Source organism: Cupriavidus sp. SS-3, assembly GCF_035818815.1.
GTDB classification, from domain to species: domain Bacteria; phylum Pseudomonadota; class Gammaproteobacteria; order Burkholderiales; family Burkholderiaceae; genus Cupriavidus; species Cupriavidus taiwanensis_C.
The window spans coordinates 26,261-40,641 of record NZ_JAYLVT010000019.1 but is presented as its reverse complement, the minus strand read 5'-3'; the positions used below and the strand labels follow the sequence as shown (position 1 = coordinate 40,641).

Below are 14,381 nucleotides of genomic sequence, written 5' to 3'. Positions count from 1 at the left end.
GACCGCGCCGCAGGCGTACAAAGCGGCCGGCGTGCAAGCAGAACAGTTGCGGCCCGAGCGCTGCGGCGTCAGGGGTGCGGCTCGCGGATGCGTACCGTGGCGGTCTGGCCGGCAATCAGCTGGACGCCTTCCGGGACCGGATCGAGCGCGATGCGCACCGGTATCCGCTGCGCCAGCCGCACCCAGTTGAAGGTCGGGTTGACGCTCGGCAGCAGGTTCGGGCCGAGTGCGCGGTCCTGGTCCTCGATGCCGGGCGCGATGCTCTGCACCTGTCCGTGCAGCGGCGCGCGCTGCCCCATGACATGCACTTCGGCGGCGCTGCCGATCCGGATCGCGGGCAGCTTGGTCTCCTCGAAATAGCCCTCGACGTATTGCGAGCCGCTTGCCACCACCGACAGGGCCGGCTTGCCGCGGGTGGCGAAGTCGCCTGCGCGCGGCAGGCGGTCACTGACCTGGCCGTCGACCGGGCTGGTGACGCGGCAACGCGCCAGGTCCAGCGCGGCGACGTCGACCGCGGCCCGAGCCTGGTCGACGCGCGCCTGTGCGGCGGCTACGGCGGCCGCGTTGCGGAGCCGCCGCGCCAGCGCCAGCGCCGCGCGTGCCGACGCGGCTTCGGCCTGCGCCTGCTCCAGGCGCAGGCGGAAGCGCTCCGGATCCACCTCGAACAGCACCTGGCCGCGTTGCACCCGCGCGTTGTCGCTGATCAGCACGGCCGTGACGGGACCCGAGACATCGGGCGCGACCTGGATCACCGCGGCGCGCACGTGGCCGTCGCGGGTCCATGGCGCCGCGGTGTAGTACTGCCAGAGGTGCCAGGCGGTCATCGCCGCGGCGGCCACCGCGGCCAGGGTCACAGCAACCGGGACGAGCAGCGAGAGCTTGCGAATCATGATGGGGCCTGCCAGACGAGCGCGACGATGGCGCCCAATACGAGGATGTACAGCGAGAGGTTGAACAAGGACCGGTGCCACACGATGCGGTAGAAGCCGACCCGGACCAGCACGGCACGCAGTGCGGCGGCGACCGCGAACGCGGCCAGCATCCACACCACGGTGGCGGGCACGAACACGCCATACAGGTCGAACTCAGTGGCGTGCATGGCGTCTTTCCTGGTCATGGGGATAGAGAGCAAGGCGCAGCGTGGCGAGCGCCGTCAGCGTGGAGCGGGAGCTGCCGTGCGCGGACGTGGCCAGCGCCGCGAAGGCCGCGTCGATCTGCGCAGCCAGCGCCGGCGCGGGCGGGATGGCATGGCCGGCACGCGCGCAGTGGCGGTAGTGCCGCGCGACCCCGGCAAGCACGCGGGCGACTGCGCGATCCGTGGCGCGCCGCAGCGCCAGCACGGCAACTTCGACCAGGAAGTCGGCCAGCGCATTGGCCGCCTGCTCATGGCTGGCATGGTTGCGGCGCGTCAGCGGCGGCCACTGGCGCAGCAGGCGGTCGAGCAGGCGGCCGCGCAGCCGCGCGCTATTGACCGGCGCGCGCGGATGGGCGGCCAGCGCGATCTCTTTCCAGTTGGCGCGCGCCAGCCGGTATGCCACCAGCTGCTGGCCAAACGGCTGCATCAGCACCGCCCACAGCGCGGCGAACACCAGTGCCGCCAGGCTTGCCAGGCTGCCGTTGAAAATGCCGGCAAAACTCGCCTTTCCCAGGTCCTGCGGCCCCGGGAACGACGCCGCGGTCACGGCCAGCAGCACGCCGAACAACGCGAAGCGCGGCTGCGTGGTCATCGCGCCGATCACCAGGTAAGGCCCGAACAGCAGCGCGGCGAGCGAGCCGAAGTCATGGGCCAGCTGCAGCACCACGAACTGGTAGTACCAGGACAGCAGCGCGCAGGCCACGCTCCACGCGATCACGCGGCCAGCCACCAGCCGCGGCTCGGGCGTGCAGGCGATGAAGCAGCTGGCCAGCGCCGCCAGGCCGACCGGCACGGCGCCGTCCACCCAGCCGGATGCCATCCACAGCAGGCCGGCCACCAGCGTCGCCGAGCCCGCTGTGGCGGCGCGGAACAATAGCTGCGCGTGGTCATGATGCCGCGCCTGGCCGGCCGGCTCCACGCGGTAACGCAGCGCCGCGGGCTCGCTGCCGCGCTGGCGCAGGCTGGCCTGCAGCAGGCGGCAGTCCTGCCAGAGGTCGCCTAGTTCATCGAGGTAGTCGAAGGTCGCCGCGACCAGCCGCGCGTGCCAGTCGGCGGGCGCGGTCGGCGCCGTGCCCGCCGGGTACCACGACGGCGGCGGGCGCGACGCGCCGGCCGCACCGGCGATCCAGTCCAGCATGGCACGCAGGCGCTGCGCGACGTGGTCCGGCATGCCGGCGCGATGCCGGCGCAGCGCGTTTGCGGCATCGGCCAGCGCCAGCACCAGCGGCAGCAGCGCGGTCATGCGCTGGTGCAGCGCGCGTGCGCGCCGCAGCTTGTGCGCGTTGCCGGATTCATAGGCGAGCTGGGCCATCTGGGTTTCCAGCGCGAGGATATCGGCGGCGAGCGTGCTGAAGCTGTCGTGGCGTTGCCCCGCGCTGGCGCCGCCGGCCAGCATGTCGACGCTCCAGCGCGAGGCGTGCTCCATCCATGCCGCCGCGCGCGCGGCCAGCGCCGGCGCGGTGCGCGATGGAAACACCACCGCGCTGACCACGCTGGCGCAGACGATGCCGATCACGATCTCCTCGATCCGCGTCAGCGCGACGTCGAACACCGTGCCGGGGTGGGTCACGGTCGGCAGCGCCACGATCGGCAGCGTATAGGCGGCCAGCAGGCAAATGTAGTTGCGCGGTGCCGGCTCCAGCAAGGACAGGTAGAGCAGGGTGCCGGTCCAGCAGGCGATCGCCGCCATCAGCAGCACGGGCTGATCAACCAGACAGGGCACCAGCGCGACCGCGCCGATGGCCCCCAGCAGCGTGCCGACGACGCGGTAGGCGCCCTTGGCATGCGTCGCGCCGGCGAGCGGGCTGGACACCAGGTAGACCGTCGCCATGGCCCAGTAGGGCCGCGGCAGGCCCAGCGCCAGCGCCGTGCCGAGCGCCAGCATCGCCGCGCCGAACACCTTGAGGGAATGCAGCCAGGGCGCAAGGTCAGGGGCGCCCGCCCACGCCGCGGCGAACGCGCTGGCCATCCCGGCAGGGCGTGGCCGTGGCGTGACGGGAGAAAGCGGGCGGGAAGCGGACATGGCGTCAGTGCGCGAGGCCCGCGGCGCGCATCAGCAGCTTCATCAGGCTGGCGCAGGCGAACACCGTGCCGACCCCAGCCAGCCACAGCGCCAGCAGCCAGCCCAGTCGGGTCGCCAGCGGTGCGCTCGGCGTCTTATGCGGAGTCCTGGCCATCAGTGGTACCCCTCGCCGCGCCGGACCTTGCCGCGGAACACGTAGTACGACCACGAGGTGTAGGCCAGGATGATCGGCACGATGAAGAGCGTGCCGACCAGCGCGAAGCCCTGGCTTTGCGGCGGCGACGAGGCATCGAAGATCGACACCGACGGCGGGATGATGTTGGGCCAGATGCTGATGGCCAGCCCGGTATAGCCCATGAAGACCATCAGCAGCGCATACAGGAACGGCGACACATTGGGCTGCCGGCGCAGCGACCGGTAGATGCCCCAGGCCGAGCCCAGCACCAGCAGCGGCACCGGCAGGAAGAACAGCAGGTTGGGCAGCGCGAACCAGCGCTGCGCGATCTCCGGGTGGGTCAGCGGCGTCCAGATACTGACCGCGCCCACCATCGCCAGCATCACGCCGGTCAGTACGTTGGTCACGCGCAGCATGGTCCACTGCAGCCGGCCCTCGGTCTTCATGATGAGCCAGGTGACGCCGAGGAACGCGTAAGTGATCACCACGCCAACGCCGCAGAACAGCGGAAACGGCGCCAGCCAGTCGAGCGCGCCGCCGCTGAAGGTGGTGCCGTCCATGGCGATGCCGTCGATATAGGCGCCCAGCGTCACGCCCTGGAAGAAGGCAGCGACCACCGAGCCCCAGGTGAACGCGGCGTCCCAGTACGGGCGGCTGCGGTCGCTGGCCTTGAAGCGGAATTCGAAGGCGACGCCGCGGAAGATCAGCCCCAGCAGCATGAACACCAGCGGCAGGTAGAAGGCGCTGAGCAGCACCGAATACGCCAGCGGGAAGGCGCCCAGCAGCGCCGCGCCGCCCAGCACCAGCCAGGTTTCGTTGCCGTCCCACACCGGCGCGACCGTATTCATCATCACGTCGCGGTCATGGCGGTCGCCGACGAAGGGGAAGAGGATGCCGATGCCGAGGTCGAATCCGTCCATGATGACGTACATCATCACGCCGAAGAAGATCAGCGCAGCCCAGATAACGGGAAGGTTGATACCCATGTCGATCACCTGTTCAGGATTCGCGGCGGCCGTGCGGGGCCATCGCGTTGGGAGTGGAAGCGGCGGCGAGGGCGGCGGGAACGACGCTGCCGGGGCCGTAGGACGGCCGGTCGTCCGGATGGGGGTGCGGGTGGTGCGTATCCGGCGCCGGGCCGGCGCTGGCCAGCCTGAGCATGTAGCGGATGCCCACGCCGAAGCAGACGAAATAGACAACCACGAACAGCGCCAGCGACAGCGCCACCGGCCCCGCCTGATGCGCGGACACGGCATCGTGGGTGCGCAGCAGTCCATAGACCACCCATGGCTGGCGTCCGATCTCCGTGGTCATCCAGCCCGCCAGCAATGCGATCAGGCCGGTGGGCCCCATCGCCACCGCCAGACGCAGGAATGCGCGCGAGCGGTACACCGCGCCATTGCGGCGCAGGATCCAGCCGAGCAGGCCGAACAGGATCATCGCCACGCCCAGGCCCACCATGGCGCGGAAGGTGAAGAACACCACGGTGGCGTTGGGACGGTCCGCTTTGGGGAAGTCCTTGAGCCCGCGGATCTGGCCGTCCAGGCTGTGCGTCAGGATCAGGCTGCCCAGGCGCGGGATCTCGATGGCGTAGCGGGTTTCCTCGCGCTCCATGTCGGGAATGCCGAAGACGATCAGCGGGAAGCCGCCCTTGTCGCCGCTGGGCGCGGTATTCCAGTGCCCCTCCATCGCCGCGATCTTGGCGGGCTGGTGCGCCAGCGTGTTAAGCCCATGCGCGTCGCCCACCACCGCTTGCAGCGGCGCGGCCACCAGCACCATCCACAGCGCCATCGACAGCATCTTGCGCGCGGCGGGCACGGCGCGGCCATGCAGCAGCTGCCAGGCCGACGCCGCCGCCACGAACAGCGCCGTGGACAGCAGCGCCGCAATCACCATGTGCGCGAGGCGGTAAGGGAACGACGGGTTGAAGATCACCTCGAGCCAGTCGGTCGGCACCACCTTGCCGGCGACGACGACGTAGCCCGCCGGCGTATGCATCCAGCTGTTGGAGGCCAGGATCCAGGTCGACGAGATCAGCGTGCCCAGCGCCACCATCACGGTCGCGAAGAAGTGCAGCCCCGGCCCGACGCGGTTCCAGCCAAACAGCATCACGCCGAGAAAGCCGGCTTCCAGGAAGAACGCCGTCAGCACTTCGTAGGTCAGCAGCGGGCCGGTGATGCTGCCGGCGAACTGCGAGAAGCCGGACCAGTTGGTGCCGAACTCATAAGCCATGACCAGGCCGGAAACGACGCCCATGCCGAAGTTCAGCGCGAAGATCTTGATCCAGAACTGGTACAAGGACCGGTACACCGGGTCTTTGGTGTAGAGCCAGCGAGCCTCCAGGAAGGCCAGGAAACACGCCAGCCCGATGGTGATGGCGGGAAACAGGATATGAAAGGAAACCGTGAATCCGAACTGGATCCGGGCAAGGTCCAGCGCTGTGAGTCCGTGCATCGATGTGCTCTCCGTGGGGTTGCCGCCGGCACGACGGCATGTCGCGCGACACTACGGACAAGGGTAGGGATGACGGCGTGGCTGGCAGGGATACAGTTTTTGGGGATCTGTGCAAGCTCAGTTGTCGAGGCCGAGACTTGATGGCCCACGAATCCCGACTGTTTTTCTCCCCTTTCCCGCTTGCGGGAGAGGGGCGGGGGTGAGGGCCGGCGCTGGCAATAGCAAGGGCATGTGCTTCGTGGCAGCGCCCGGCCCTCACCCCAACCCTCTCCCAGAGGGAGAGGGAGTACCCAATCGGCAGTGGCAAATGCGCTCAGCTGAACAGCGCCAGCGCCTTGCCCAGGGTGGACCAGATGCCGGTGCCGAGCGGAATCAATACATAAGCCCAGAACGCGAACAACAGCAGGGCCTTGCCGAAGGTGCGATCGTCTTGCATGGCGAATCTCCGTGCGATAGATGAGGGGAAGCCGCTCAAACCGCGCCGGCGGCTTCGCGCAGATGATGCCGCGCATGCACGGGCCGCATCAGCAGGTTGCACGCGAAGCCCACCACCAGCAGGCCGGCCATGATATGCAGGGTATCGACATAGACCTCCGACCTTGGCACACCTAGTGCGAGCTTGTACTCGCGGATGTAGTTGACCAGCGCCGGCCCGGCAATGCCCGCGGCGGCCCAGGCGGTCAGCAGGCGGCCATGGATGCCGCCGACGTAGGCGGTGCCGAACATGTCCGCCAGGTAGGCCGGGATGGTGCTGAAGCCGCCGCCATACATGGTCAGGATCAGGAAGTAGCAGGCCACGAACAGGGCCACGTTGCCGGATGCGCCCACCGCCGGCACCGCCATGTAGAGCGCCGCGCCGAAGGCGAAGAAGATGGCGTAGGTAAGCTTGCGGCCGAAGTAGTCGCTGGCGGAGCTCCACAGGAAGCGTCCGGTCATGTTGCCGATGCTGAGCAGGCCGACAAAGCCCGCCGCGGCCGCGGCGGTGATGGTGCCCTTGAAGGTTTCCTGGATCATCACCGCGGCCTGGCCCAGCACGCCGATGCCGGCCGTGATGTTGAGGAACAGGATCAGCCACAGCAGGTAGAACTGCGGCGTCTTCAGGGCCTGGTCGATATGCACGTTGGCGTGTGTCACCATCTTGCTCGGCCTGGCCGGGGGGACGTAGCCAGGCGGCGTCCATACCGGGGCCGGGATGCGAATCGCGAGCGCGCCGATCGACATCGAGATGAAGTAGATCACGCCCATCACCAGGAAGGTCTCCGCCACCCCCGCGCTGGTGGCGCTCTTGAAATGGTTCATCAGCGCCACCGACAGCGGCGCGCCGATCATCGCGCCGCCGCCGAAGCCCATGATCGCCATCCCCGTGGCCATGCCGCGCCGGTCCGGGAACCAGCGGATCAGCGTCGACACCGGCGAGACGTAGCCCAACCCCAGGCCGATGCCGCCCAATACGCCGTAGCCCAGGTAGAGAAGCCAGATCTGGTGCAGCCAGATGCCGAGCGCCGAGACCACGAAGCCGCCGCCGAAACAGCAGGCCGCGGTGAACATGGTGCGCCGCGGGCCGACCTTCTCCAGCCACTTGCCGGCAAACGCGGCCGAGATGCCGAGGAAGAAGATTGCCAGCGAGAACACCCAGCCCAGCGTGGTCAGCTGCCAGTCGCCGGGCGCGGATTGCGTGACGCCGAGGATGCGGGTCAGCGGCTCGTTGAACACCGAGAAGGCGTAGGCCTGGCCGATGCACAGATGCACCGCCAGCGCGGCCGGGGGCACCATCCAGCGGTTGAAGCCGGGCCGGGCGATGATGGCCTCCTTGGAGAAGCGCGAGGGCCGCGCGGTGCTCGTGTTGGTGGGGATGCGCGGGGTGGACGAGGGCGTCTGCGCTGGCGCGGGATATGGCATGAAGTTGTCTCCTACCTGGAAGTGGCAGCCTCTTGTTGCGCGGGGCGCGGCGGGCTGGAGCGCGTCGTCCAGCAAGTCCTGTGCCCAAGGTTCAAGCCCTTTGCCATCAACGCATGACGCCGAATGGCCCGCTTGCGGGCGCGATGCGTTGGACAAAATGTCCGCGCGCCGGCCCGGTGTCCCGGCCAAAATGTCCATCCGCTGCGGGTTGGCCGGCTCGGCCTCGGTTTAACTCCCAATACAGCGCTTGCACCGACTGTCGCTAGACTCTTGCACTCTCCGTCTCTCCGCCCCGCAACAACCAAAGTGATGAGCGAACGACAAAGCAATGCGGCCGATACCGACAACTGGCAGCGCCGCACCATCCTGGTGGTGGACGACGAGGCCGGCATGCGTTCGTTCCTGTCGCGCGCGCTGGAAGGCAAGGTCGATGCCGTGCTGACCGCCGACAGCGCCGAAGCCGGCGCTGCGCTGCTGGAGCAGCGCCATGTCGACCTGATCCTCCTCGACGTGGCGTTGCCGGGCGCCAGCGGCGTGGAATGGCTCAAGGCGCTGCGAGCCGCCGGCAACCCCGCCGACGTGATCCTGATGACCGCCTTCGCCGACATGGAGACCGCCATCGAGGCGTTGCGCTCGGGCGCGGCGGACTTCATCGTCAAGCCGTTCCGCGTCGACCAGATGCTCAACGCGATCCGGCGCTGCTTCGACCGTGCGCGCCTGGCGCGCGAGAACTACCTGCTGCGCCGCGAGCTGGACCAGTACACCATCCACAAGCATGTGGTCGGCAACTCCGAGGCCATGCGCAAGGTGATGGCGCTGGTCGCGCGCGTCGCGCCGATGCCGTCGACGGTACTGGTCACGGGCGAATCCGGCACCGGCAAGGAAGTGGTGGCGCGCGAGCTGCACCGCCTGAGCGGACGGCAGGGCCAGTTCGTGCCGCTGAACTGCGGCGCGATGGCGCCGGAGCTGATCGAAAGCGAGCTGTTCGGCCATGCCCGCGGCGCCTTCACCGGCGCCGCGGGCGCGCGCCATGGCCTGTTCCTCTATGCCGACGGCGGCACGCTGTTCCTGGACGAGATCTCAGAACTGCCGCTGCCGATGCAGGCCAAGCTGCTGCGGGTGATCGAAGACCGGCGCATCCGTCCGCTCGGCACCGAGCGCGAGATGGTGGTGGACGTGCGCATCGTCGCGGCCTGCAACCGCAGCCTGGCCCAGGAGGTGGCGGCCGGGCGCTTCCGCCAGGACCTGTATTACCGGCTCGACGTGGTCTCGATCGCGATTCCGCCGCTGCGCACGCGGCCGGAAGACATCGTGCCGCTGGCCGGGCATTTCTCGGAGCAGCTGTCGGCCCAGCTGGGGCTGCCCGTGGTGCCGCTGTCGCCGTCGCTGGTGCGCCTGCTTGAAGCCTATGACTGGCCGGGCAATGCGCGCGAGCTGCGCAACCTGGTGGAGCGGGCCCTGATTCTGGGCGAGTACCCGGTCGAGCTGCTGGCGCATGGCGAACCCGCGCCAGCCGCGCACGCGGCAGCCGATGAGCATGCGCCGGCAGACGACGCCGTGCTGCTGGAATCGGTGGAGCGCCGGCACATCCTCCAGGTGCTGGCGTCCGAGGGCGGCAACCGCGCCGAAGCGGCGCGCCGGCTCGGCATTTCGCGGCGCACGCTGGACCGCAAATGCCTGCAGTGGGGGCTGCGTCCTTGACCACGCGCGACCCGCGCGGCTGGGCGCTGGTGCGCCGCTATCGCGCGTCGCTGCGCGCCAAACTGGTGTCGATCGTGATTGCGCCCTTGCTGGTGGCGCTGGTCGCGTTGCTGCTGCTGATGGCGCTGTGGGGCAACCGCACCTTCCAGGCGTTGCTGGCCTACAAGGTCAACAGCGACCTGCTGGTCGCCCACGAGTATTTCGAGCACATGGTCGGCGGTGTGAAGGACCGGGTTCTGCAGGAGGCCCGGTCGCACGGGCTGGTGGACGCGCTTGGCCGTAGCAGCACCATGCCCGCCATCCTGGCGGAGGCGCGGCGCACGCACGGCCTTGATTTCCTGCAATTGCTCGATCCCAAAGGGCGGCTGCTTGCCGCTGCGCCGGCTGGTGCAGCGGATACCGGCTATGCCGCCTGGCGCGTGGTGGAAAGCGCCGCGGCTGGCCGCGCCGACGCCGCCACCGACGCCTGGTCCGCCGCGCGGCTGGCCGCCGTCTCCGCCGACCTTGCCCGGCGCGCTCCGGTCACGCTGCGCGCCACCGCCAATGCGGCGCCGACCGACCGCACCATCGAAACCCGCGGCATGGTGGTGCACGCGGCGGCGCCGGTGTTCGATGCCGCGGGCAAGCTGGTGGCCGTGCTGCACGGCGGCACGCTGCTCAACCACAACCTCGGCTTTATCGACACCATCAACGCCCTGGTCTACCAGCCAGAATCCCTGCCCCGCGGCAGCCAGGGCACCGCGACCCTGTTCCTGGACGACACCCGCATCGCCACCAACGTGCGGCTGTTCCATGGCGAGCGCGCCCTGGGCACGCGCGTCTCGCGCGAGGTGCGCGACCAGGTGCTGCTGCGCGGCGAAAAATGGCTGGACCTGGCCTTCGTCGTCAACGACCGCTACATGAGCGCCTACGAGCCCATCGTCGACAGCCGGGGCCAGCGCATCGGCATGCTCTACGTCGGCTACCTGGCCAGGCCCATCAGCCAGGCCAAGAACCTGGCGCTGGGCGTGCTGGTGAGCCTGTTCGTGCTGCTGGCCGTGGCGGGCGCGCTGTTCTCGCTGCTGTGGGCCAGGCGCGTATTCACGCCGATGACGCGCATGGTCGGCACCATGCGCGCGCTCAAGGCCGGCAACGATCATGCGCGCGTCGGCCCAGTGCGCAGCGAGGATGAACTGGGCCAGCTGGCCCGCCAGTTCGATCAGCTGCTGTCAGACCTGCAGCAGCGCAATGCCGAACTCAGGGACTGGGGCGACGCGCTCGACCGCAAGGTTGCCGAGCGGACCCGCGAGCTGGAAGATGCGAACGCCGTGCTGCGCGCAACCCGGCAGCAACTGATTACCTCGGAAAAGCTCGCGCTTGCCGGGCAGCTGACCGCTGGCGTGGCCCATGAAATCAACAATCCGATCGCGGTGATCCAGGGCAACCTCGACGTGGCCCGCGATATCCTCGGCCCGGCGGCGGAGCCGGTCCGGCATGAATTGCGCCTGATCGATGAGCAGGTTCGGCGCATCTACCTGCTGACCAACCGGCTGCTGCAGTTTGTCCGGCCCGAGGCATACGCCGGCAATACCGAGCGCCTGGACCTGGGCGAGGTTGCGGGCGGCTGCGTCGACCTGGTCCGGCATATGCTGAAGGACGCGGCCATCCGCGTCGAACTGGCCTTCACCGCCACGCGCCAGGTGCGCATTAGCCGCAGCGAACTGCAGCAGGTCATCGTCAACCTTTTGACCAATGCCATCCATGCCATGCCTGAAGGCGGCACCCTGACGCTGGCCACGCGCGACTGGGACGAGCACGGTGTGACATTGCATGTGCGCGACACCGGCCGCGGCATCCGCGCGGAAGACCTGCCCAACCTGTTCAATCCGTTTTTCACCACCAAGAAGCAGAAGGGGACCGGGCTCGGCCTGTCCATCAGCTACGCGCTGGTCGAGCGTTATGGTGGCCGCATTACCGTGGAAAGTACGGTCGGGCAGGGCGCGGAATTTAGCGTCTGGCTGCGCGAAGACGGGGCCGGGGCTGAGCCGGATCAGCAGGTGTCATGACGCCTCAGCCTCGGGGCTCAACGCCTCTGCCACCTGATCAAGCTGCATCCTGATCATCGTCAGCAGGCAATGGACGCCGTGGCAGCCTTCCGAGCGTTCGCTTTCAATTTCCAGCAGCGACAGGGCGCTCACCATGCCGGCCTGGACGCGGTCGAGCGATTCCAGGGTTTCTGACGGTATGCCAATGAAAATGGTTTCGTGCTGCGGATGGGTTTTCTCTTGCATTGCGTTCTCCTGAAGAAGGTTGGGAGACCCGCCTGACGCAATCGGAAGAGGGTGGCGGGCCTGACAGCGGGGGTCGCAATACCGGCTCTCTGACGAACACCGGCCAGCCTTATGGCTGCCCCACCCGGCCCGCCATAGTGAAGCGACGCGCGCGTGCGTGTGGGATGGTCACATGAGCGACCATCCGTCAGAGAGAATAGCGGGTTGCGACGCCCGATCACCGTTGTTTCGGTGATAGGCTTAGTTTTGCCTTCTCGGTGGGGGATGGCGATCAGACGATTCGCAATGGAGGCGGCCAAGTACTTGAAGTTGGTGTGGTGGGAACAAGGCAGGCGCGTTATGGGAGTCATGGCGAGACTCGACGTTCGAATGACTGAGTGATCGCGGGGCTCATACGATCTTGTGCAAGCCGATCATGCGAACGCCTTGTGATACGCGTTGAGAGCGGGCGCGCCGCCCAGATGCACGTACAGCACGTTCGTTCCCTTCGGAATCTCACCCGCCTTCGCCATCGCGATCAGGCCCGCCATCGATTTGCCCTCGTACACCGGATCGGTGAGCATCGCCTCAAGCCGCGCTGCCGTGCGGATCGCATCGATCGTCCGATCGTCGGGCAGGCCATAGTCCGGACCCGCGAAACGAGGATCGACGATCACGTCGGCGTCGTCGATTGGCTTGCCGATGCCGATCAGTTCCGCCGTCTGTCGCGCGCTCTTCGCCACGGCGCGGCGCGTCATCGCCTCGTTGCATGCGGTATCGATGCCAATCAGGCGGCGTGGTCTGTCCTGCGCTTTGAAGCCTGCGACCATGCCGCCCTGTGTCGAGCCGGTGCAGGTCGCGGTGATCACGGTGTCGAAGAATACGCCCATTTCCTGTTCCTGACGCGCGAGTTCATCGGTGAAGTTCGCATAGCCGAGGCCACCAAGGCGATGATCGGATGCACCCGCCGGAATCGCGTAAGGCTTGCCGCCTTCCCGGTGCACCTGCTCGAGGGCGCGCGACCACGTCTCCTTCACCTCGGTCGAGTAGCCCTCTCCCTCCAGCAGCGTCTCGGCGCCCATCAGCCGCGACAGCAAGATATTGCCGACCTTGTCGTAGACCGGATCGTCCCAGTGTGTCCACTCCTCCTGCACTAGCCGGCAGCGCATGCCGAGCACCGCCGCGACGGCCGCAACCTGGCGCGTGTGATTCGACTGAATGTTGCCGATGGAAACGAGCGTGTCGGCGCCTTGTTTCACTGCGTCAGCGGCGAGCCACTCAAGCTTGCGAATCTTGTTGCCGCCAAACGCGAGCCCGGACGACACATCGTCGCGCTTTGCCCACACCGAAATGCCGAGCACATCGGACAGGCGATTGAGCCGATGAATCGGCGATGGGAAGAAGCCAAGCGAGATGCGGCCGAAGCGATTTTCGAGATCAAGCGCCATGGCGAACTCCCTGTTGAAGAATGGGGGGAAGAGTGACTCTAGATTAGGAGATTAATGGAAGGGCTTGGGGCTACACCGGCCTATCTTCGTCACATGGAGTGGCAGCGATGGCCGATGATTCGACCTGCATAGTCGGTGGCCGACTGGCTGTTTCCAATTGGCGGTCGGCTGAGCGTCTCAGTCCATAGGCGGTCGAACGACGCCGCATGGCCGAACTGAGACGCTGCTGCCACGCAGCATTCGGCAAGTGATAGCGCCTGAACGGTCGCGCAAACCGGACGTGCCAACGGATGGCATCGAAAGCCACTCGGACAGGCTCTCGCCGGTAACACTTTCAAATCGCGTCGCCCAAAGCCCCGTCAGTCGTGCAGGTGCTCGTCCACGAAGCGCCGGAACAGCGCCATGCTCGGCGCCTCGGTCCGGCCCGCCAGCGTGAAGAACGCATAGCGGGGGCCGTCGTCGACCGCCGGCGTGGTCGCAAGTTGGCACAGCTTCCCTTCGGCGATTTCCGTCCGCACCGCCGCGACGATGCTGAACAGGATCGCGTCCGAAACCAGCACGGCCTCCACCAGGCTGCGCACGTTCTCGCAGCGCAGGCTCAGGCAATGCTCTGGGTCGGCGCGCGGGCCGAAGCGCTTTACCAGCCCGCGCGCGACTTCCGGGCTCAGCGGAGCCGACGCCAGCGGATAGCGCATGACATCGTCGAAGGTCACGGCCTCGCCGGCGGCGGCCTGCAGCAGCAACGGGTGGCCCGCGCGGCAGATGAAGCGGCCCTGAAGCTGCGCCAGCAGTTCGTGGCGCAGATCGGTGGCCGGCGCCACGCTGGTGACCTCGACGATCACCGCGTCCAGCGTGCGCTGGCGCAGCTGGATCATCAGCGCGTCGGAAGTGCCGAGTGACACCGCCGCCTGGATCCCAGGGTGATGCATGGCCATGTGGCGCAGAAACGGCGTCATCAGCACCGCGCCGGGGCCCGCGCCCAGCCCGACACGGATGGCGCCGAGGTGATGGCGGTGGAACAGTTCGACGCTGCGATGCAGCTCGGCTTCCTCGAACAGCATGCGCCGGGCCCGCTCGGCGATCAGTTCGCCCAGCGGGGTCAGTACATTGCGCCGGCCATGGCGGTCGATCAGCTTGCCGCCGAGCTCGTCCTCCAGCGCCTGGATGCTGCGGCTTAGCGCCGACTGGGTCAGGTGCAGCCGTTGCGCGGCGCGGCTGAACGATTCCGCGTCCGCGACCATGAGCAGGTGCCGCAGGTGCTTGAGGTGCATCGATGCCTCGTGAATGAGTTTTATGA

General features: G+C 67.9%; 13 protein-coding genes. 2 read left to right on the top strand and 11 right to left on the bottom strand.

Annotated features, from left to right (window positions below; translation table 11 throughout):
* Positions 1-68 precede the first annotated feature (68 nt).
* The 8 genes from U9J39_RS23735 to U9J39_RS23700 form a co-directional block, all read right to left on the bottom strand.
* A complete protein-coding gene (locus U9J39_RS23735; RefSeq protein ID WP_326348245.1) occupies positions 69-890 on the bottom strand; it encodes an HlyD family secretion protein in 822 nt (273 codons plus the stop codon).
* Positions 887-1,099 carry a DUF1656 domain-containing protein gene (locus U9J39_RS23730; protein ID WP_326348244.1) on the bottom strand — a complete coding sequence of 71 codons (213 nt, stop codon included), beginning with the start codon at positions 1,097-1,099 and terminating at the stop codon, positions 887-889. The genes U9J39_RS23735 and U9J39_RS23730 overlap by 4 nt, the downstream gene beginning before the upstream one ends.
* Positions 1,086-3,158 (bottom strand): FUSC family protein, encoded by a 2,073-nt coding sequence (locus U9J39_RS23725; RefSeq protein ID WP_442784923.1) that lies wholly within the window; start codon positions 3,156-3,158, stop codon positions 1,086-1,088. Before U9J39_RS23725 ends, U9J39_RS23730 begins: the two co-directional genes overlap by 14 nt.
* 4 nt (positions 3,159-3,162) lie before the next feature.
* Positions 3,163-3,312, bottom strand: coding sequence for a DUF2474 family protein (locus U9J39_RS23720; RefSeq protein ID WP_115683403.1), 150 nt, complete (start codon positions 3,310-3,312; stop codon positions 3,163-3,165).
* Positions 3,312-4,319 (bottom strand): cytochrome d ubiquinol oxidase subunit II, encoded by a 1,008-nt coding sequence (gene cydB, locus U9J39_RS23715; protein WP_116314763.1) that lies wholly within the window; start codon positions 4,317-4,319, stop codon positions 3,312-3,314. Before cydB ends, U9J39_RS23720 begins: the two co-directional genes overlap by 1 nt.
* A 13-nt stretch (positions 4,320-4,332) precedes the next feature.
* Positions 4,333-5,787, bottom strand: coding sequence for a cytochrome ubiquinol oxidase subunit I (locus U9J39_RS23710; protein ID WP_326348243.1), 1,455 nt, complete (start codon positions 5,785-5,787; stop codon positions 4,333-4,335).
* 313 nt (positions 5,788-6,100) lie between these two features.
* Positions 6,101-6,223 carry an MFS transporter small subunit gene (locus U9J39_RS23705; RefSeq protein ID WP_258400839.1) on the bottom strand — a complete coding sequence of 41 codons (123 nt, stop codon included), beginning with the start codon at positions 6,221-6,223 and terminating at the stop codon, positions 6,101-6,103.
* A gap of 35 nt (positions 6,224-6,258) precedes the next feature.
* Complete coding sequence (locus U9J39_RS23700) at positions 6,259-7,686, bottom strand: L-lactate MFS transporter (RefSeq protein WP_326348242.1); 1,428 nt, start codon at positions 7,684-7,686, stop codon at positions 6,259-6,261.
* A 309-nt stretch (positions 7,687-7,995) separates the two neighbouring features.
* Here U9J39_RS23700 and U9J39_RS23695 point away from each other — a divergent pair, with 309 nt between their 5' ends.
* Entirely contained in the window at positions 7,996-9,387 is a 1,392-nt protein-coding gene (locus U9J39_RS23695) for a sigma-54-dependent transcriptional regulator (RefSeq protein WP_116314137.1), read from the top strand.
* Positions 9,360-11,432 (top strand): sensor histidine kinase, encoded by a 2,073-nt coding sequence (locus tag U9J39_RS23690; protein WP_326348241.1) that lies wholly within the window; start codon positions 9,360-9,362, stop codon positions 11,430-11,432. Before U9J39_RS23695 ends, U9J39_RS23690 begins: the two co-directional genes overlap by 28 nt.
* Here the strand turns inward: U9J39_RS23690 and U9J39_RS23685 are convergent.
* The 3 genes from U9J39_RS23685 to U9J39_RS23675 all read right to left on the bottom strand — a co-directional run bounded on the left by U9J39_RS23685 (position 11,427) and on the right by U9J39_RS23675 (position 14,355).
* Complete coding sequence (locus U9J39_RS23685; RefSeq protein ID WP_326348240.1) at positions 11,427-11,657, bottom strand: DUF1484 family protein; 231 nt, start codon at positions 11,655-11,657, stop codon at positions 11,427-11,429. The genes U9J39_RS23690 and U9J39_RS23685 overlap by 6 nt on opposite strands.
* Before the next feature lie 413 nt (positions 11,658-12,070).
* Positions 12,071-13,084, bottom strand: a complete 1,014-nt coding sequence (locus U9J39_RS23680; RefSeq protein WP_115683399.1) for a 1-aminocyclopropane-1-carboxylate deaminase — start codon at positions 13,082-13,084, stop codon at positions 12,071-12,073.
* A gap of 359 nt (positions 13,085-13,443) precedes the next feature.
* Positions 13,444-14,355, bottom strand: coding sequence for a LysR family transcriptional regulator (locus U9J39_RS23675; RefSeq protein WP_115683398.1), 912 nt, complete (start codon positions 14,353-14,355; stop codon positions 13,444-13,446).
* Between the last annotated feature and the right edge of the window lie 26 nt (positions 14,356-14,381).